Here is a 16,572-nt window from a genome sequence, read left to right as displayed (position 1 = left end):
GATAAAAATGGCAGATAGTTTTCATTTTTCAGTAAACATAATATCAAGAGGAAAAGGAAAAAGTGCAGTAGCAAGTGCAGCATATATAAGTGGAGAAAAAATAAAAAATGAATGGGACGGAGTAACCCATGACTATACAAGAAAAGAAAAAATATTAGTAAAAAATATAATATTGCCTGATCATATACCAAAAGAATTTAATGATAGGTCTACCTTATGGAATAAAGTAGAAATGGCAGAAAAAAATTCTAATGCACAACTAGCAAGACAATTCATAATAGGACTACCAAAAGAATTAACTTTAAGTGAAAATAAAAACCTAGTTGAAAGATTTATAAAAGAAAATCTAACATCACAAGGAATGATAGTAGATTATGCAATTCATGATGAGAGTCAAGATAAAAATGGAAATATCCATTGTCATATAATGACCATAATGCGACCCATAAACGAAAAAGGAGAGTTCTTAGCAAAGTCAAAAAAAGAATATATCCTAGATGAAAAAGGGGAAAAAGTATTAAACAAAAATGGAAAACCAAAGACAAGAAAAGTAGAACTAACAACCTGGAACGATAAGGGCAATGTAGAAAAATGGAGAGAAAATTTTTCAGACCTTTGCAATGAATATCTATCAAAAAACAAGATAGAAAAAAGAGTAGACCATAGGAGTTTTAAAAGACAAGGCATAAAACAAATACCAACAATACATCTAGGAGCAAGTGCTAGTGCAATGGAAAGAAAAGGAATAAGAACAGAAAAAGGAGATATAAATCGAGAAATAAAAAAACAGAATGAACTATTAAAAAACATAGGCAATGAAATAAAGAAAATAACATCATGGTTAGCAGGCTTTAAAGATAAGCTAAAAGAATCATACAAGGAATATAAAGACCAGAGTAAAAAGCAAATAGAAAATGAATCAGGACTCTTTAACCTCTATGAATATTTAAGTTTCTATCAAGAAATGCAAGAAAATAACAGAGCTGAATTATCATTTTATGGCAAAAGAAACAAAGCAATCTATGATCTAAAAAGATATGCAGGTGGAATAAATTATCTAAGAGAAAACAAAATAAAAACCATATCAGACCTACAAGGACATATAAATACCCTAAGAAGTAAAAACACTGAAATATATAAGACCATAAAAGAAAACAGTCAAAAGATAGAAGACCTTAATAAGTGCTTAGCCTATGCAAAGACTGTAAGAAAAACAAAAGCAACCTACCAAGAATATGAGAATAAGAAAATATTCAAAGAAAGCTTCTACAAGAGCAATCAAAAGGAAATAGACCAACATATAAGGGCAAGAACCTTAATTGAAAAAATCAGTGGAAAGAAAAATTTAAGAGAAAAAGAATGGTTAGGAGAAATTAAAAACTTAGAAGATGAAATCAGTAAATTAAATATAGAGTCAGAAAAGATAAGGGAAAGATACAAGGAAATAAATCATATCAAATATGCAGTAGAAGTAGTCAATGAAGAATATGATATTGACCTATCAATAGAAATTGACAAGGCGATTAAGAGAGGAGAAAAAGAAAGTATCATAGAAAAGATTAAAGAGTATAAGCAAGACAGTGATAAGTTTAATAAAAAAAGACAAATGACTAAAGACTACTACAAAAATCAAGAAAGATAAGACCTGGTAAAAATATCTTATCCAAGCTATAATATGACCAAGAAAATAAAGGCAGATCTAGGAGGTAATAGAGATGAATAAAAGGCAAGAGCTAATAGATGAACTAATAAAAGCAGATCAAGATGGAACATACAAAACATATAAAAGCACAGAAGAAATAAAAGCGATGAACAATGAAGAAATACAGATTATATATTCCAACATGAAAAACTATCTATCAGACAAAAGAACACACACAAACTACTAAAGGTGGAAAAGCATTGTAAGCTATTTTAAAGTATAAAAGGTGCAAATACCTAAGAAAGATATAAAAACATCAAAATAAAGCATTCCACCACCAAGAACAATAAAATAAAAACAATCAAAGGGAAGTATAGAAAAATTAAAGCCTATACTTCCCTTTTTTTAATTCAAACAAAGGAGAGAAAAGCATGATAAACGAAGAAATAAGCAAAGAAGCAGGTCAAGCAGCACAAACCATAATATCATACACAATAAAGGCAGCAAAAGAATCAATCAACTTAGAAAAAGAAATAAGAAAAAAGATGAATGATACCTTAGAAAAAGCAAATGGAAACCTAAAAAGCCTTATGGGCGATGAAATGAAAATAAAAGACCTATACAAAAAAGGACAACTAGAAAATATAAGCATAGATCAAAGCGGACTCAAAGACTTAAAAAAAGAACTAAACAAACTTGGAGTAAAGTTTTCAGTAATGAAAAACAAAGAAAGCAAAAACTATGAAATATTCTTCCAAGCCAAAGACATAAAAGTAATGGAATATGCATTTAAGCAAGTCATAGCCAAGGAAAATAAAAAAGAAAAAGAAAGTATCCTAAAACAAATAAAGAAATACAAAGACCTATCCAAGAACAAGGATAATACAAAAGAAAAAGTAAAAAGAAAAGTAAAAGAAAAAATAAAAGCCAAACAAAAAAGATATGACCAGAGAAATCTAAGGGAGTAACGAAAAGTTACACCCTTAAATAACCATAATAACAAGACTTCTGAAAATCAGAAGTCCAGAATTCCGAAAATCGGAAATCAAGAATTTCGATTATCGAAAATCAAGAAAGGAGCAGATATGGCAACAAACAAAAGATATTATTGGATAAAATTAAAAGAAGAATTTTTCACAGACAAAAGGATAAAAAGATTAAGAAGAATATCGGGAGGAGATACCTACACGATAATCTACCTAAAACTTCTACTACTAAGCCTAAAAGATGAGGGTAAACTCTATTATGACGGAGTAGAAAGTGATTTTATAAAAGAGTTAGCACTAACCATAGATGAAACAGATGATGATGTAATGGTCACAGTTAATTATTTAATCAATCAAGGCTTATTAGAAGTTGTAACAGAAAATGATGAATACTATTTAACTGAAATACCAAACTTAATCGGATCAGAAACAGCATGGGCAGAGAAAAAAAGAAGATACAGACAAAATAAACAGAGGACATTGTCCTTAATAAGTCCAACCCATGTCCGACAAGAGATAGAGATAGAGAAAGATATAGATAAAGAGAGAGAGGGAGAGATAGAAAAGATTTAACATTTTTGGTATAATCACATTAATTAAACTAAATGTGTAATGATAAAATGAGCTTGTTAACTGTAAGCTGATTATGATAAAAAGATTAAAACTCCCACCATTGGTGTAAGAAACAGAATAAAATAAAGAATCAGATTGGAGTGATGAGAATGGATAAAAAAGATTTAGCTATTATAGGAGATAGTGAATATAAAAAATTACTTTTAGATTTAAAGGAAAAAGTTAGACGCAGTCAATTAAAAGCAGCAGTAAAAGTTAATTATGAGTTGCTTGATTTGTATTGGAACTTGGGGAAAGAAATTGTTGAAAAACAAAAGCAATATTCTTGGGGTGATAGTTTTCTAAAATTATTGAGTAGTGATTTAAGAAAAGAATTTCCAGACATGGGAGGATTTTCAGCAGTAAACTTAAAACACATAAGATATTGGTATAACTTTTATAATGATTACCTAATTGGGTTACAAGCTGTAACCCAATTATCGGATATTGAAAGAAGGATAAAAAGTATTCCTTGGGGACATAATCAAAGGATTATGTATAAGTGTAAAGATGTCAAAGAGGCTTTGTTTTATATAGATAAGACTATTGAAAATGGATGGAGCAGGACGGTTTTGGAACATCAGATTGATGGAGATTTATATAAAAGGGTTGGAAATGCAGTTACTAATTTTGACAATAGATTACCGGCTGTCCAATCTGAATTAGCTAAGCAAACAATAAAAGATCCATACAACTTTGATTTTCTAACAATAAGGGATAAATATGATGAAAGAGAGTTGGAAGAAGCATTAGTAAATCAAATAACTTCTTTTCTTTTGGAACTTGGTACAGGATTTTCTTACATCGGTAGGCAAGTTCATATCAAGGTTGGCGAAAGTGATTTTTATATAGACTTACTTTTCTATCATGTTAAACTACACTCCTATGTTGTAGTAGAATTAAAGACAGAAAAATTTAAGCCAGAATTTGTAGGGCAACTTAATTTTTATGTAACAGCTGTAAATAAGGATATGAAATCAAATAGTGATAATCAAACCATAGGAATACTAATTTGCAGAGATAAAGATAATGTAGTCGCTGAATATTCGCTTGAAAATATCTCACAGCCAATAGGAATAAGTAAGTATGAAATTAGCAAACTACTTGAGCAGGAATATAAAAGTAGCTTACCATCTATTGAAGAAATAGAAGAGTCTATAAAAGAATTAGATTCAGAAAAATAAAATATGAAAATGGCAAATAGTTATTAAATAAATAGCCATATACACTTACAAAAGGCGGTAGAAGTAAAAACTATCGTCTTTTTTATTTGAAGAAAGGTAGGAAAGCATGGCAGATAAAAGAATGTTTTCACTAAAAATAGTTGATAGTGACTTATTTTTGGATATGCCACTAAGTAGTCAATGCCTGTATTTTCATCTATCAATGCGAGCAGATGATGACGGTTTTGTAAATAATCCTAAGAAAATCATCAAGATTATCGGAGCTAATGAAGATGACCTGAAAATACTTATTGCCAAAGGCTTTGTGATAGTCTTTGATCAGGGAATTATCGTCATTACTCATTGGAAGATAAATAACTTTATTAGAAAAGACAGATATAAGCCAACAATGTATATAGAGCAGAAACAGCAGCTTTATCAAACGGAAAATGGAGCATATATTTCAGAAGAAAAAGTTGGTTGTCATCTGGTTAACCAAAGGTTGTCAAGTGGTCAACCCAGTATAGGTAAGGGTAGATTAGATAAGGTTAGTATAGATAAGGGGAGAGAAGAACAGCCCACCCCCATATTTTATGGAGAATTCAAAAATGTAAGGCTAAGCAAAGAAGAATATAAAAACCTTAAAGAAAAATTAAACTCACACGCAGAAATAATGATAAATAAACTATCAAGATACATGGAAAGCAGTGGTAAGACCTACCAAAACCATTATGCAACAATCTTAAATTGGTATGAAGAAGATAAAGAAAAACTAAGACATCAAGGTGGAAATAAAAAAATGAACTATGATGTAGGCGAATCTTTATAGATAAAAAGAGGTGGAAAGCCACTATTAAAGACTTTAAGTCTAAAAAGGTATAAAAGTATGCCAGATATAATAAAAAGATAAATATGACACTTAAAAGGCGATTAGAAAATTAAAAATCTAATCGCCTTTTTTATTGAAACAAACAGGAGGAAAAATATATGCACGAAAATAAAAATAAACAGAATACAGGAACAAAAACGATAAAGAAAATTGGCAAAGCAACCTATGAGGTTGTTGTTCACTTTAATGAAAATGCAACGGAAACAATGCAAGACAAATTAAAACGCATAATTCTTAGAGAAATGGAGAGAGAAAAACATCAAAAAGCGATAAAAAATGATTAAAAAGTCCTTGACAAGTTGTTACAGGAAAAACTGCCAAGTCAATTCTAATATCTTGTGGAGCAAGACTTGCACCTTTTGATATAAGAGAGCTTAGAGAACTAATGAGCGAAGATGAATTAGAACTCGATAAAATTGGAGATAGAAAAACTGCTTTATTCGTAATAATATCAGATACTGATGATACCTTTAACTTTGTAGTATCAATAATGTATTCCCAATTATTTAATCTACTTTGTGACAAGGCAGATGATGTATATGGTGGAAGACTTCCAGTTCATGTTAGGTGTCTACTTGATGAGTTTGCAAATATAGGATTAATTCCTAAATTTGAGAAACTAATAGCGACAATTCGTTCAAGAGAAATATCAGCAAGCATAATATTACAAGCACAATCTCAATTAAAAGCAATCTATAAAGATCATGCAGATACAATAGTTGGTAACTGTGACTCTACACTCTTTCTAGGAGGAAAAGAAAAAACGACAGTAAAAGAGTTATCAGAGACCTTAGGAAAAGAAACCATAGACCTATATAACACATCAGAAACAAGATCCAACCAAAAATCTTTTGGTCTAAATTACCAAAAAACTGGTAAGGAACTTATGAGCCAAGATGAAATAACTGTAATGGATGGCGGTAAGTGTATTTATCAGTTAAGAGGAGTAAGACCTTTCTTGTCTGATAAGTTTGATATTACAAAGCATAAGAATTACAAGTTGTTGGAAGATTATGATAAGAAAAACTTGTTTGATGTTGAAGAGTATCTAACAAATAGAGATAAGGTAAAGTTAAAATCAAGTTATAAAATAAATAGATTAAATATTTGAGTTTATGGAGAAAGCAAAATGTGTAAAAATAGAAAATCATCTTTAATTATATTAAATATAAATGGGGAGCAGTTTATTCTAGAAAGTGATACAGAACTCACTATGGATAAGAAAAATTATATTGAAGCAATATGTGAGACAATGTACGATGAAAGCAATGAATGGTATGAAGATATATATGATATGTCCCCATATGATATAGCTGAGCTATTTGAAAAAATAGTAAAAGAAGAAGTAGGAATAACTGTTACATTTAAAGCGATAGACCTTGAAGTATCGATTTTAGAAGACTAGAAATAAGGTATTAATAGGAGATAGAAATTAAAAATTCTCAGGGTAAATATCAGCAAGTACAATCTTAATTAAAAGCAATCTATAAAGACCATGTAGATACAATAGTTGGTAACAATGATTTTACACTCTTTCTAGGGGGAAAAGAAACTATAGACCTATATAACACATCGGAAACAAGATCAAATCAAAAATCTTTAGGTCTAAATTACCAAAAGACTGGTAAGGAACTTATGAGCCAAGATGAAATAACTGTAATGGATGGTGGTAAGTGTATATACCAGCTAAGAGAAGTAATACCTTTCTTGTCTAATAAATTTGATATTACAAAGCATAAGAATTACAAGTTATTGGAAGATTATGATAAGAGAAACTTATTTGATGTGGAAGAGTAATTTAAAGCAAAAAGGTAGGACTGAATTAAATGGAAATACAGTGATTACAAGATTGTAATATTTACTGTTATAACTACACGGACGAGGGTATATTTAATATAATAGAGCTATATAAGTTAGAATTTATGAGGGTGTTTTTATGGAAAAATTTAGAAAAATGTTAATATATTTGATTATAATCATTCTTGCATTTTATCTAGCGCCATTTCTTATTATAGATACTGGAAGTGGTATGTTCATTTTATTAATTGCAATTCCAATTATATGCTTAATTGTTTCATTGATTTATGGAATGAAAAATTCGTTTAATTGGTTATTTTCTTTGTTTGTTATGTTGTTATTTATACCGACTATATTTATCTTTTACAACGATAGTGCAGCTATTTATATATTGGCATATGGGATAATTTCAGTAATTGGTAACTTTATAGGAAGCTTGCTTTTTGAGAAAAATCAATAGATTAAAAAATTCCAGTTTGCAGAGTTAAACAATTAAATAAACGTTCAATAAACACAATAGATGATAGAAAAGCGTAAAGTTATTCTATCGTCTTTTTTTATACTCAAAATTAGGAGGTAAAAATGGTAAGGATAAGAAGTCCCACTTAAAACAATTTAATATATAAGAAATTTAGCGATTGAAATATAATTTCAGTCGCTTTTTTAATTGAAATATATAGATTAAGGAGAAGAAATTAATGGATAGAGAAATGATAAATATTAATGCAAATTTAGTTAAGGAAGCTAAATTTTCAGAATTTGAAAAAGATGGAAAAAGTGTTCAAGTAGCAAATTTTGCTCTTGTTAAAAAATATGGAAAGGGCAAAGAATATACAAATTGCTCAGTATATGGAGAAAAGGTAGAAATTGCAAAAGAATTTGAAAAAGGAGATCTGATCCATGTCTTTGGATATTTCAAAGAAAACAAAAAAGGAGATAAGGTCTACAAGAACTTTATAGTTAAATCACTAAACAAAATAGAAAATAAGAAAGAAAACGAGGAGGAATAATATGGAATTTTTTACAGCTGGAGTTGGAGTTTTAAAGACACTTGTAACTGCAATTGGTGCAGGTTTAGGAGCATGGGGAGTTATTAACTTAATGGAAGGTTATGGTAATGATAACCCTGGTGCTAAATCTCAAGGTATTAAGCAATTTATGGCAAAATAAGGACGGAATAACACAACAAATTCTCTAAAACAAATCACTAAATCAATGTAAGATTGAATGAAATCAATATTTATGTTATAATTGAATAAATTTAATGAAGAGAAAAAGAGGGATATTATGGCACTTAACTATAAACCATTATGGATACAACTAGCAAAAAAAGGATCAAAGAAAACTGATGTAATAGCTATGGCAGGATTGACAACAAATGTTATGGCACAAATGGGCAAGGATAAACCAATTACATTTAAGAATTTAGAAAGAATATGTAAGGCTCTATCTTGCACTCCTAACGATATTATTAGTTTTGAAGATGAATTTGAACAAGAGATTTAAATTCTTATAGTTCTTTAAACTTGATTTATAAGGAATCAAAGAAAATCTTAATAAAGTTATCTAAAATTTTATTGAAATAACAGTAATGGATGGAGGCACGTGTATGTACCAGATAAGAGTAGTAAGACTTTTACTATCTGATAAATTTGATATCACAAAACATAAGAATTACAAGTTACTGGAAGATTATGATTAAATATTAAGATATAATTATTTTTGGTAAAATATCTATATACAAACCATGGAGGTAGGCATATGAGGTCTTATGAAAGTAAGGAAGAATTAAAAAATGAGATAAAGAAAACTTTTGAAAAATATATTTCAGAGTTTGACAATATACCAGAAGAACTAAAAGATAAAAGACTAGAAGAAGTTGATAGGACACCAGCAGAAAATCTTGCCTATCAAGTAGGCTGGACGACTTTAATATTAAAATGGGAAGAAGATGAGAAAAATGGATTAGATGTTAAAACACCATCAGATAAATTCAAGTGGAATCAACTTGGAGAATTATATGAGTGGTTCACTGATACCTATGCTAATAAATCTTTAAAGGAACTAAAAGAACAACTCATAAAAAATATAGAAGATATTTATCTTTTGATAGATGAATTAACAGATGAAGAATTATTTAAACCACATATGAGAAAATGGGCAGATGAAGCAACAAAAACTGCAACTTGGGAAGTTTATAAATTTATTCATGTAAACACAGTAGCACCATTTGGTACATTTAGAACTAAGGTTAGAAAATGGAAGAAATTAGTACTTTAGTAACATAACTTTGACGTATATTAGAATAATTTGATTTAGACGATAGAAATTAAAACTATATCGTCTTTTTTTATACTCAAAATTGGGAAATTAAGTGGGTTGAAAAAAATTTTTATTGGTGGTATTATTAAAATAACAAGTACACATAAGTACACTTCTGAAACAGGAGGTGCAATATCAATATTATAATAAATACCGATTCTAGCGAACCGATTTATGAACAAATCGAAAATCAGATAAAAAAACAAATTATGAATGAAGATTTGAAAACTGGAGATTCTATACCATCTATGAGAGTATTGGCTAGAAATCTTAAGGTAGCTGTAATTACAGTTCAAAAGGCTTATGAAAATTTACAAAAAGATGGATTTATTGAAACTATTCATGGCAAAGGCAGTTTTATATCAGCAAGAAATATTGAATTACAAAAAATAGAAACATATAAAGAAGTGGAAGATTTAGCTAAGAAAATTGTCAAGAGCATACAATCAAGTTCTATTTCAATAGATGATTTGATAGATTTAATAAAAAAGATATATGAGGAGGGGCAATGATGGATTCATATGAAAATAAATTAGCATTAAGGGTATCTGGATTAAATAAAAAGAATAAAACAAATGATTTTTCTTTGAAAAATATAAATATTGAAGTACCTTATGGATCTATTGTAGGAAATATAGGAAGAAATGGAGCGGGGAAAAGTACTACTATTTCTTGTATACTTGGAATGTTTCAAAAAGATGATGGAAAAATAGAGATATTTGGTACTGAAGATTGTAATCAAGTAGATATTAAAAAACACATAGGTGTTGTTTTAGATGACCCAAACTTTTCATTATTATTAACGCCTAATGAGATAAATGAGGTAATGAAATTTAATTATAGTAATTGGGAAGAAGATATTTTTAAAAATTATTTGAATCGATTTAATTTGCCAATAGACAAGAAAACTAAGCAATTTTCATTTGGAATGAAAAAAAAGTTATCGTTGGCTATAGCATTGTCTCATGAAACAAAACTTCTCATATTAGATGAAATTACTTCAGGGTTAGACCCAGTAAGTAGAGATGAGATTTTATGTATATTATTAGAATTTATAGAAAACCCAGAACACTCGGTATATATATCATCACATATTACAACAGACTTGGAAAAAATAGCTGATTATATAGTTTTTATGGATAATGGTAAAGTCGTGTTGAGCGAAGAAAAAGATGAATTGTTATATAACTATGGGATACTTCGTTGTAATGATACGGATTTAGAAAAAGTCGATAAAACAGACATAATTTCATATAGGAGAGAATATGGGAGAGTAAATATTTTAGTAAAAGATATATCGAAGATAAAGAATAAGTATAAAGAATTTGTTGTAAATAAACCTAATTTTGATGAAATTTTGCTGATTTTGACAGAGGGAGGAGAATCCTAATATATGAAAGGTCTATTATTAGAAATATATTATAAAAATATTAAAAACATATGTGTAATGAATGCGTTTTTGCTTACAATTTGGATTTTGATAAATCTTTTTTCTAGCACGCAAATGCTTGTTTTTGCGTATTTTGCAGTTGTAATCTTCGCTAACAGTTTGTTGATCCTTTTATCTCAAAGAAAAGATTATGATTTAAAATTATATAAATATGAATTCATGCTACCAATAAAAAGTAAAAATATAATACTATCAAAATATATAAGTCAAGTAGTTATTATTCTCTTCTCTATATTGATGTTGATTATTTTGAATTATATATCAATTTATCTTGGTAAGCATTATTTTGATTATGGATTTTCAGACTTAATATCTTTGTTAAATGTTCTATTAGGTCTTATATTACAATTAGTATCAATCTTCTACTTAGCCATGTACTTTATTGATTTAGAGAAAGGTGACTTGTGGATAGTTTTAGGATTGATTGGCTCTATAATGCTAGTATCAATAGAAATATTTGCATTAAATAGGCTTGGATTTTCTAAGTCTGGTGGCAATGTTGCACTTTGTGTAATATATTTGATGTTATTTATAACATCATGCGTATTGAATTCAAAAAGAATGGTAAATCTAAAATTAAATATTTAGGATGAATGATGAATATCTTAGGCGATAGAAACTAAAACTCTATCGTCTTTTTTTATTACAAGAAAGGAATTATATATGAAAAATTTAGACCAAATTAGACAAGAGTCAAAAGAAATTAAAGATAAAATTGATGATACAGAAGAAAGATTAAGGCAACTAAAAAATCAAGAAAATAAGATATTAAAACAAGACATAGTAAAAAGAAGAAAAGAAAGAACTCATAGGCTAATAACAAGAGGAGCAATCTTAGAAAGCCTTATAGAAAACGCTGAAGAACTAACAGATGAAGAAATAAAAATCCTACTAGAAGAAGCAACAAAGACAAAAGAATTTAAAGAAACACTAAGAATAATTGGAGAAAATTAAAATAATAAATAGGAAGATTAGTATATTGCATAACTTATTTTATTTGAAAGTTTCAAGAAATATCTGAAAGAATACTTAAGAGAAACCAAGATCTTAAATATATTCAAACGGAAATCAAAGTTGCCAATATGAGGAAAGATAAAAATAACCTTTACAATCAAATATTAGAAATACGAAAATAAGTAGAACAAGCAGATAAAGTTAAGACTTGCATAGAGCATTTACTAGAACAAGCAAAACGACTATCACAGGTAAAGAGGAATTAGTTAGACCTATAAAACTAAGTGAAAAAATGGTACAATTGTATATAATTATTTGATTTTAGAGGTGTTTAAATTTATGAATGAAAGAGAAAAAATCATTCGTTTATGGTTTGATATGTGGCTCACACAACAAGACTTAGGTATAGATGATATTTTTTTAGATAATGTAATTTATATTGAGTGCTGGAGTCCTAAGTATGAAAATTGTAAAACAGTAAAGCACTGGTTTAATGAATGGAATACAAGAGGAAAAGTGCTTGCTTGGGATATAAAGCAATTTTTTCATAAGGATAATCAAACTATTGTAGAATGGCACTTCAAAAATAAAATGAATGAGGGGAAAGATGAAGAATTTGACGGTATTTCTTTGATTGTTTGGACAGCCGATAATAAGATAAAAGCATTGAAAGAGTTTGGCTGTAATTGTAATAACTACAATCCTTACAAAGAGAGTGAAACACCATTGTTTAGAGATGAAAAAGTGAATTGGTTTTAAGTTGATTACTATGGATATAGATAGATTTTTCAAAACAGTTTTATCACAAAATGCAGAAGAACTTAGGAAATTTTTTCAAAAAAATGCCGTTATAAAATGGCATTGCACAAATGAGGTATTTACCTTAGATGAGTATATAAAAGCAAATTGTGAATATCCAGGAAACTGGAATGGAGGAATAGAACGAATCGAAGAAAATGCAAATACCATTATTCTGGCTTGCCGAGTCTTTCCAAGAGATAATAGTGAGTCTTTTCATGTAGTAAGCTTTATCCATCTTAAGGATGATTTGATTATAGAAATGGATGAATATTGGTCTGATGATGGAATAGCACCAGAATGGCGTAAGAAAATGAAAATTGGGAAACGCATTAGGTAAATTGGTTTAAGGAGATAAAATATTGATAGAAAGTAGACCTGAGTTTGATAAAATCACATCGTTTTATGAGTTTAATAAATACTATTGGTATCATGAAGAACTTTCACAGATATGCAAGTCATTAGGATTAGAATACAGAGGTACAAAACAGGAACTCAATTATATTATTGAACAGTACTTTAAGGGTGATTTGATTAAAAAGTCATCAATAAAAAATGAAAAGAAACAAGTAGAAACTATTACCTTAGATACTCCATTACTTGAATGCGGGTTCTCCTTTAACACACATTTCAGAGAGTATTTCTCAATTTTAACAGATGTTTCGCCATTTAAATTTACTGCTGATATGGCTACTGCTTGGAGAAAAGTAAAAAGAGAAAATGATTTGAGTTTTACAATTCAAGATATGCTAAAAGTTTATTATGGGAAATCAAATTATGCTAAGTATGATAATTCGGTTTGTCAATGGAATAAATTTTTAAAGGATTTCTGTGCAGACGAAAATAGTTACAACTACTCGAATAAATTAAAAGTAGCCTCCATTCTTTGGAAAGAAGTTAGAGATTCAAAAAACAAAAAAGTTTATTCACGAGAACTTATAAAAAAATATGAGGATAAAATAGAAGACTATCACAAGTAAACAGAAACTATTTTTTGAATGAAAAAAATTAATACAGATAGATGTTAGGCGATAGAAATTAAAAACTCTATCGTCTTTTTTTATACTCAAAATTAGGAGGTTAAAATGGTAAGGATAAGAAGTCCCACTTAAAACAATTTAATATATAAGACATTTAGCGATTGAAATATAGGTTCAGTCGCTTTTTTAATTGAAATTTATAGATTAAGGAGAAGAAATTAATGGATAGAGAAATGATAAATATTAATGCAAATTTAGTTAAGGAAGCTGAATTTTCAGAATTTGAAAAGGATGGAGAAAATGTTCAAGTAGCAAATTTTGCTCTTGTTAAAAAATATGGAAAGGGCAAAGAATATACAAATTGCTCAGTATATGGAGAAAAGGTAGAAATTGTAAAAGAATTTGAAAAAGGAGATCTAATCCATGTCTTTGGATATTTCAAAGAAAACAAAAAAGGAGATAAGGTCTACAAGAATTTTATAGTTAAATCACTAAACAAAATAGAAAATAAGAAAGAAAACGAGGAGGAATAATATGGAATTTTTTACAGCTGGAGTTGGAGTTTTAAAGACACTTGTAACTGCAATTGGTGCAGGTTTAGGAGCATGGGGAGTCATTAACTTAATGGAAGGTTATGGTAATGATAACCCTGGTGCTAAGTCTCAAGGTATTAAGCAATTTATGGCAAAATAAGGACGGAATAACACAACAAATTCTCTAAAACAAATCACTAAATCAATGTAAGATTGAATGAAATCAATATTTATGCTATAATTAATTAAATAAATCTAATAGAGAGAAAAAGAGGGATATTATGGCACTTAACTATAAACCATTATGGATACAGTTAGCAAAAAAAGGATTAAAGAAAACAGATGTAATAGCCATGGCAGGACTTACAACAAATGTTATGGCACAAATGGGCAAGGATAAACCAATAACAATGAAAAACATAGAAAAGATATGTAAAGCTCTAAAATGTACGCCTAATGATATATTTAGTTTTGAAAATACATTTGAAAGTGAGATTTAAAATCAACAGAGATATATTAAAAATACAAAAAATATTATTTTAAATGGTCAAAACACTTGACTATTTTTTTAAAACATGATATACTCAAAGTGAAAATAATTAAAAATACAAAAATGAAAAAGCAAATGAAAATGTAATTTATATAGGAGGTAATATAGTTGGAATTTTCAGATGGTGAATTACTAGTAATGGAAGAATTGTGGAAAGGCGATGTCTTAGACGAAAATGGAGAAATCCAAGCCTTAGCCTTATCAAAAATATTGATGGAAAAGTACGATATAAGCAAAACCTCTTGCTACACCTTTTTTGGAAGATTAGTAGAAAAAGGGGCGATAGCCAGGAGATATCCTAAATACACAATTAGGGTCCTTGTATCAAGGGAGGATGCTCTACTAAATAAGCAAAAAGAAGCCTTTCACAAACTTTTTAAAGGATCGCTTTTAAATATGTGTAAAACGTTTTTGCAAAATGAAAAAGTTACAAAAGAAGAAATAGAAGAGATGAAAAAATTAATAGATAGCTTTGACGAAGAGGACGAAGAGGACCAAGAGGAAGACAAGGATGGCAATAAGTCTAGTTAGGGTAATTACTCTAGAAAAATCTATAAAAAGTCTTTACTTACTAGTTCTAATTCTCTTAGTTAGACCAATATTAAACAAGAAAGCCTTTAGGTCAGCAAGTATTATTTTGTGGATAGTATTATTAATCTATTTAGTAAGTCCCTATGAACTTATGATGGGAATAGATTGTGTCAAGGAAAATGGTATCCTATCATATTTGCTAGGTTTAACAAATCTTTTTAATTCTTGCTTATGCTGGTTAGTAAATAAACTAGGCTATATATTTTTTAAACTAAACCGACTAATAGGTTCGATTTTGATTTTTACTTACCTAGGAATAAAAATTTATAAATTTCATAAAGTTATGAAAGACTCTACGCTTATTGATAACACTTTATGTGAGAAAAAAATAAGAGAATTTGGATTGAAAAGAAAAGTACAGATTTATATCAATAACAATTTAAAAACTCCCATTACCTTTGGAATCTTAAGACCTAAGATAATCTTACAAGATCATATCTTATCTGATGAGAAATTACTAGACCATGTTTTGATCCATGAACTAATGCATATAAGGAAATTTCATATTTTACTAACTCACCTGGTCAATATTATAGCTTGTCTATATTGGTACAATCCACTCTTATGGCTAAGCTTAAAATATATAGACCAAGATATAGAAATAAATTGCGATAAGCTAGTGGTTGAAAAACTAGGCGACACAATAAAAAATAGAAAAGAATATTGTATATCAATGCTAAAGTTATTAGAAATAGGAAGTAATACAAATAATTTTGTTTTAAAATTAAATCCAAATAAAGAAAGGATGCTTATTATGAAAAAATGGAAGAAGACACTTGTAGGTTTGATGATTTTTATGTTTGCGTTTACATTTTGTTTACCGGTATTTGCCAATGTGACCGACCTAAATCAAGATAGGTTGATACAAAAGGTGAAATAATCAATGATATTAATGTTGAAAATGGAGATAGGGTTCAAATAATAAGTGATGAAGAGTATCAAAAGTTAGAGTTAGGAGAAGTATCAAGTATAGGACTTAGATCAGCAAATATAGACGAAGAGATAAGCCTCGGTAGATTCGATAATACTAGTTATAAATTTAACATGGACACTTGGTTTGGTCCAGTCCATGATGGTTTTACAGTTAGATTAAAAGATATGTCTTGCTCAGGTGGAATTAAATATCAGGTAATTATTGAAGAAGATGGAAAAATTATATATAACAAATTTTTTTCTTCAGACTCAATATTAAAGGTTAAGGCTAATAGAGGAAGTAGATATGTTGTTACGATTGATAATGAATCAAATAAAACATTATCAGGAAAGGTAAAGATAAACTCATATGTAAGATAGATAGGAGGTGAA

At 28.8% G+C, this 16,572-nt stretch carries 23 protein-coding genes and 6 pseudogenes; all 29 read left to right on the top strand.

Features of this window, described 5'->3' with window-relative positions; all coding sequences use genetic code 11:
- The first annotated feature begins 7 nt into the window (after positions 1-7).
- Positions 8-1,642, top strand: a complete 1,635-nt coding sequence (gene mobQ / locus HMPREF1253_RS04820; RefSeq protein WP_023055627.1) for a MobQ family relaxase — start codon at positions 8-10, stop codon at positions 1,640-1,642.
- A 73-nt stretch (positions 1,643-1,715) separates the two neighbouring features.
- Positions 1,716-1,889: a hypothetical protein gene (locus HMPREF1253_RS10285; protein WP_002841910.1), complete on the top strand. Its 174-nt coding sequence runs from the start codon at positions 1,716-1,718 to the stop codon at positions 1,887-1,889.
- A 184-nt stretch (positions 1,890-2,073) separates the two neighbouring features.
- Positions 2,074-2,610, top strand: a complete 537-nt coding sequence (locus HMPREF1253_RS04810) for a PcfB family protein (RefSeq protein ID WP_023055625.1) — start codon at positions 2,074-2,076, stop codon at positions 2,608-2,610.
- A gap of 117 nt (positions 2,611-2,727) precedes the next feature.
- Positions 2,728-3,067: pseudogene (locus HMPREF1253_RS04805) on the top strand (phage replisome organizer N-terminal domain-containing protein); the annotation flags it as partial.
- A gap of 283 nt (positions 3,068-3,350) precedes the next feature.
- Positions 3,351-4,424, top strand: coding sequence for a YhcG family protein (locus HMPREF1253_RS04800; protein ID WP_023055628.1), 1,074 nt, complete (start codon positions 3,351-3,353; stop codon positions 4,422-4,424).
- A gap of 106 nt (positions 4,425-4,530) precedes the next feature.
- Positions 4,531-5,232 (top strand): hypothetical protein, encoded by a 702-nt coding sequence (locus tag HMPREF1253_RS04795; protein WP_023055629.1) that lies wholly within the window; start codon positions 4,531-4,533, stop codon positions 5,230-5,232.
- A gap of 158 nt (positions 5,233-5,390) precedes the next feature.
- A complete protein-coding gene (locus tag HMPREF1253_RS04790; protein ID WP_023055639.1) occupies positions 5,391-5,576 on the top strand; it encodes a transposon-encoded TnpW family protein in 186 nt (61 codons plus the stop codon).
- A gap of 11 nt (positions 5,577-5,587) precedes the next feature.
- Positions 5,588-6,403, top strand: a pseudogene (locus tag HMPREF1253_RS04785) (VirD4-like conjugal transfer protein, CD1115 family); the annotation flags it as partial.
- 18 nt (positions 6,404-6,421) lie between these two features.
- Complete coding sequence (locus HMPREF1253_RS04780) at positions 6,422-6,697, top strand: hypothetical protein (protein WP_023055626.1); 276 nt, start codon at positions 6,422-6,424, stop codon at positions 6,695-6,697.
- A 68-nt stretch (positions 6,698-6,765) separates the two neighbouring features.
- A pseudogene (locus HMPREF1253_RS04775) lies at positions 6,766-7,147 on the top strand (type IV secretory system conjugative DNA transfer family protein); the annotation flags it as partial.
- Between the two features lie 81 nt (positions 7,148-7,228).
- A complete protein-coding gene (locus HMPREF1253_RS04770; RefSeq protein ID WP_036739488.1) occupies positions 7,229-7,549 on the top strand; it encodes a hypothetical protein in 321 nt (106 codons plus the stop codon).
- A gap of 238 nt (positions 7,550-7,787) precedes the next feature.
- Complete coding sequence (locus HMPREF1253_RS04765; RefSeq protein WP_023055631.1) at positions 7,788-8,099, top strand: hypothetical protein; 312 nt, start codon at positions 7,788-7,790, stop codon at positions 8,097-8,099.
- A 1-nt stretch (position 8,100) separates the two neighbouring features.
- Positions 8,101-8,253, top strand: a pseudogene (locus HMPREF1253_RS04760) (Maff2 family mobile element protein); the annotation flags it as partial.
- Between the two features lie 123 nt (positions 8,254-8,376).
- Positions 8,377-8,595 (top strand): helix-turn-helix transcriptional regulator, encoded by a 219-nt coding sequence (locus tag HMPREF1253_RS04755; protein WP_023055632.1) that lies wholly within the window; start codon positions 8,377-8,379, stop codon positions 8,593-8,595.
- 73 nt (positions 8,596-8,668) lie between these two features.
- Positions 8,669-8,788: pseudogene (locus tag HMPREF1253_RS09915) on the top strand (conjugal transfer protein); the annotation flags it as partial.
- Between the two features lie 62 nt (positions 8,789-8,850).
- Positions 8,851-9,369, top strand: coding sequence for a ClbS/DfsB family four-helix bundle protein (locus tag HMPREF1253_RS04750; RefSeq protein WP_023055630.1), 519 nt, complete (start codon positions 8,851-8,853; stop codon positions 9,367-9,369).
- A 176-nt stretch (positions 9,370-9,545) separates the two neighbouring features.
- Positions 9,546-9,923 (top strand): GntR family transcriptional regulator, encoded by a 378-nt coding sequence (locus HMPREF1253_RS04745; protein ID WP_074017833.1) that lies wholly within the window; start codon positions 9,546-9,548, stop codon positions 9,921-9,923.
- A complete protein-coding gene (locus tag HMPREF1253_RS04740; RefSeq protein ID WP_238318884.1) occupies positions 9,923-10,801 on the top strand; it encodes an ABC transporter ATP-binding protein in 879 nt (292 codons plus the stop codon). Before HMPREF1253_RS04745 ends, HMPREF1253_RS04740 begins: the two co-directional genes overlap by 1 nt.
- Positions 10,802-10,804: 3 nt before the next feature.
- Positions 10,805-11,449 carry an ABC-2 transporter permease gene (locus HMPREF1253_RS04735; protein WP_023055633.1) on the top strand — a complete coding sequence of 215 codons (645 nt, stop codon included), beginning with the start codon at positions 10,805-10,807 and terminating at the stop codon, positions 11,447-11,449.
- A gap of 75 nt (positions 11,450-11,524) precedes the next feature.
- Positions 11,525-11,815 carry a DUF3847 domain-containing protein gene (locus tag HMPREF1253_RS04730; protein WP_023055637.1) on the top strand — a complete coding sequence of 97 codons (291 nt, stop codon included), beginning with the start codon at positions 11,525-11,527 and terminating at the stop codon, positions 11,813-11,815.
- Between the two features lie 339 nt (positions 11,816-12,154).
- Entirely contained in the window at positions 12,155-12,574 is a 420-nt protein-coding gene (locus HMPREF1253_RS04725) for a hypothetical protein (RefSeq protein ID WP_023055635.1), read from the top strand.
- Positions 12,575-12,584: 10 nt separating this feature from the next.
- Positions 12,585-12,953 (top strand): hypothetical protein, encoded by a 369-nt coding sequence (locus tag HMPREF1253_RS04720; RefSeq protein ID WP_023055642.1) that lies wholly within the window; start codon positions 12,585-12,587, stop codon positions 12,951-12,953.
- 22 nt (positions 12,954-12,975) lie between these two features.
- Positions 12,976-13,593: an SAP domain-containing protein gene (locus HMPREF1253_RS04715; RefSeq protein ID WP_023055624.1), complete on the top strand. Its 618-nt coding sequence runs from the start codon at positions 12,976-12,978 to the stop codon at positions 13,591-13,593.
- A 221-nt stretch (positions 13,594-13,814) separates the two neighbouring features.
- On the top strand, positions 13,815-14,126 hold the full coding sequence (locus HMPREF1253_RS04710) for a single-stranded DNA-binding protein (RefSeq protein WP_002842311.1): 312 nt from the start codon (positions 13,815-13,817) through the stop codon (positions 14,124-14,126).
- A gap of 1 nt (position 14,127) precedes the next feature.
- Positions 14,128-14,280 (top strand): annotated as a pseudogene (locus HMPREF1253_RS04705) (Maff2 family mobile element protein); the annotation flags it as partial.
- 127 nt (positions 14,281-14,407) lie between these two features.
- Complete coding sequence (locus tag HMPREF1253_RS04700; RefSeq protein ID WP_007516539.1) at positions 14,408-14,626, top strand: helix-turn-helix transcriptional regulator; 219 nt, start codon at positions 14,408-14,410, stop codon at positions 14,624-14,626.
- A 158-nt stretch (positions 14,627-14,784) separates the two neighbouring features.
- Entirely contained in the window at positions 14,785-15,207 is a 423-nt protein-coding gene (locus tag HMPREF1253_RS04695; protein ID WP_023055641.1) for a BlaI/MecI/CopY family transcriptional regulator, read from the top strand.
- Complete coding sequence (locus tag HMPREF1253_RS04690; RefSeq protein WP_023055634.1) at positions 15,188-16,147, top strand: M56 family metallopeptidase; 960 nt, start codon at positions 15,188-15,190, stop codon at positions 16,145-16,147. The genes HMPREF1253_RS04695 and HMPREF1253_RS04690 overlap by 20 nt, the downstream gene beginning before the upstream one ends.
- Positions 16,148-16,311: 164 nt before the next feature.
- Positions 16,312-16,560 (top strand): hypothetical protein, encoded by a 249-nt coding sequence (locus tag HMPREF1253_RS10470; RefSeq protein WP_023055643.1) that lies wholly within the window; start codon positions 16,312-16,314, stop codon positions 16,558-16,560.
- Positions 16,561-16,572 lie beyond the last annotated feature (12 nt).

Source organism: Peptoniphilus sp. BV3C26 (genome assembly GCF_000478985.1).
Classification (GTDB): domain Bacteria; phylum Bacillota; class Clostridia; order Tissierellales; family Peptoniphilaceae; genus Peptoniphilus_B; species Peptoniphilus_B koenoeneniae.
Note: the sequence above shows the minus strand (reverse complement) of the source record. Positions and strands in the feature narration are given on the sequence as shown.

What these genes read in the sequence shown, in the direction of transcription:
- HMPREF1253_RS10470 (WP_023055643.1), top strand. Translation starts at nt 16,312, where the DNA reads ATGGACACTTGGTTTGGTCCAGTCCATGATGGTTTTACAGTTAGATTA.
- HMPREF1253_RS04795 (WP_023055629.1), top strand. Translation starts at nt 4,531, where the DNA reads ATGGCAGATAAAAGAATGTTTTCACTAAAAATAGTTGATAGTGACTTA.
- HMPREF1253_RS04770 (WP_036739488.1), top strand. Translation starts at nt 7,229, where the DNA reads ATGGAAAAATTTAGAAAAATGTTAATATATTTGATTATAATCATTCTT.
- HMPREF1253_RS04790 (WP_023055639.1), top strand. Translation starts at nt 5,391, where the DNA reads ATGCACGAAAATAAAAATAAACAGAATACAGGAACAAAAACGATAAAG.
- HMPREF1253_RS04735 (WP_023055633.1), top strand. Translation starts at nt 10,805, where the DNA reads ATGAAAGGTCTATTATTAGAAATATATTATAAAAATATTAAAAACATA.
- HMPREF1253_RS04765 (WP_023055631.1), top strand. Translation starts at nt 7,788, where the DNA reads ATGGATAGAGAAATGATAAATATTAATGCAAATTTAGTTAAGGAAGCT.
- HMPREF1253_RS04700 (WP_007516539.1), top strand. Translation starts at nt 14,408, where the DNA reads ATGGCACTTAACTATAAACCATTATGGATACAGTTAGCAAAAAAAGGA.
- HMPREF1253_RS04800 (WP_023055628.1), top strand. Translation starts at nt 3,351, where the DNA reads ATGGATAAAAAAGATTTAGCTATTATAGGAGATAGTGAATATAAAAAA.
- HMPREF1253_RS04740 (WP_238318884.1), top strand. Translation starts at nt 9,923, where the DNA reads ATGGATTCATATGAAAATAAATTAGCATTAAGGGTATCTGGATTAAAT.
- HMPREF1253_RS04755 (WP_023055632.1), top strand. Translation starts at nt 8,377, where the DNA reads ATGGCACTTAACTATAAACCATTATGGATACAACTAGCAAAAAAAGGA.
- HMPREF1253_RS04725 (WP_023055635.1), top strand. Translation starts at nt 12,155, where the DNA reads ATGAATGAAAGAGAAAAAATCATTCGTTTATGGTTTGATATGTGGCTC.
- HMPREF1253_RS10285 (WP_002841910.1), top strand. Translation starts at nt 1,716, where the DNA reads ATGAATAAAAGGCAAGAGCTAATAGATGAACTAATAAAAGCAGATCAA.
- HMPREF1253_RS04690 (WP_023055634.1), top strand. Translation starts at nt 15,188, where the DNA reads ATGGCAATAAGTCTAGTTAGGGTAATTACTCTAGAAAAATCTATAAAA.
- HMPREF1253_RS04780 (WP_023055626.1), top strand. Translation starts at nt 6,422, where the DNA reads ATGTGTAAAAATAGAAAATCATCTTTAATTATATTAAATATAAATGGG.
- HMPREF1253_RS04750 (WP_023055630.1), top strand. Translation starts at nt 8,851, where the DNA reads ATGAGGTCTTATGAAAGTAAGGAAGAATTAAAAAATGAGATAAAGAAA.
- mobQ (WP_023055627.1), top strand. Translation starts at nt 8, where the DNA reads ATGGCAGATAGTTTTCATTTTTCAGTAAACATAATATCAAGAGGAAAA.
- HMPREF1253_RS04730 (WP_023055637.1), top strand. Translation starts at nt 11,525, where the DNA reads ATGAAAAATTTAGACCAAATTAGACAAGAGTCAAAAGAAATTAAAGAT.
- HMPREF1253_RS04710 (WP_002842311.1), top strand. Translation starts at nt 13,815, where the DNA reads ATGGATAGAGAAATGATAAATATTAATGCAAATTTAGTTAAGGAAGCT.
- HMPREF1253_RS04810 (WP_023055625.1), top strand. Translation starts at nt 2,074, where the DNA reads ATGATAAACGAAGAAATAAGCAAAGAAGCAGGTCAAGCAGCACAAACC.
- HMPREF1253_RS04720 (WP_023055642.1), top strand. Translation starts at nt 12,585, where the DNA reads ATGGATATAGATAGATTTTTCAAAACAGTTTTATCACAAAATGCAGAA.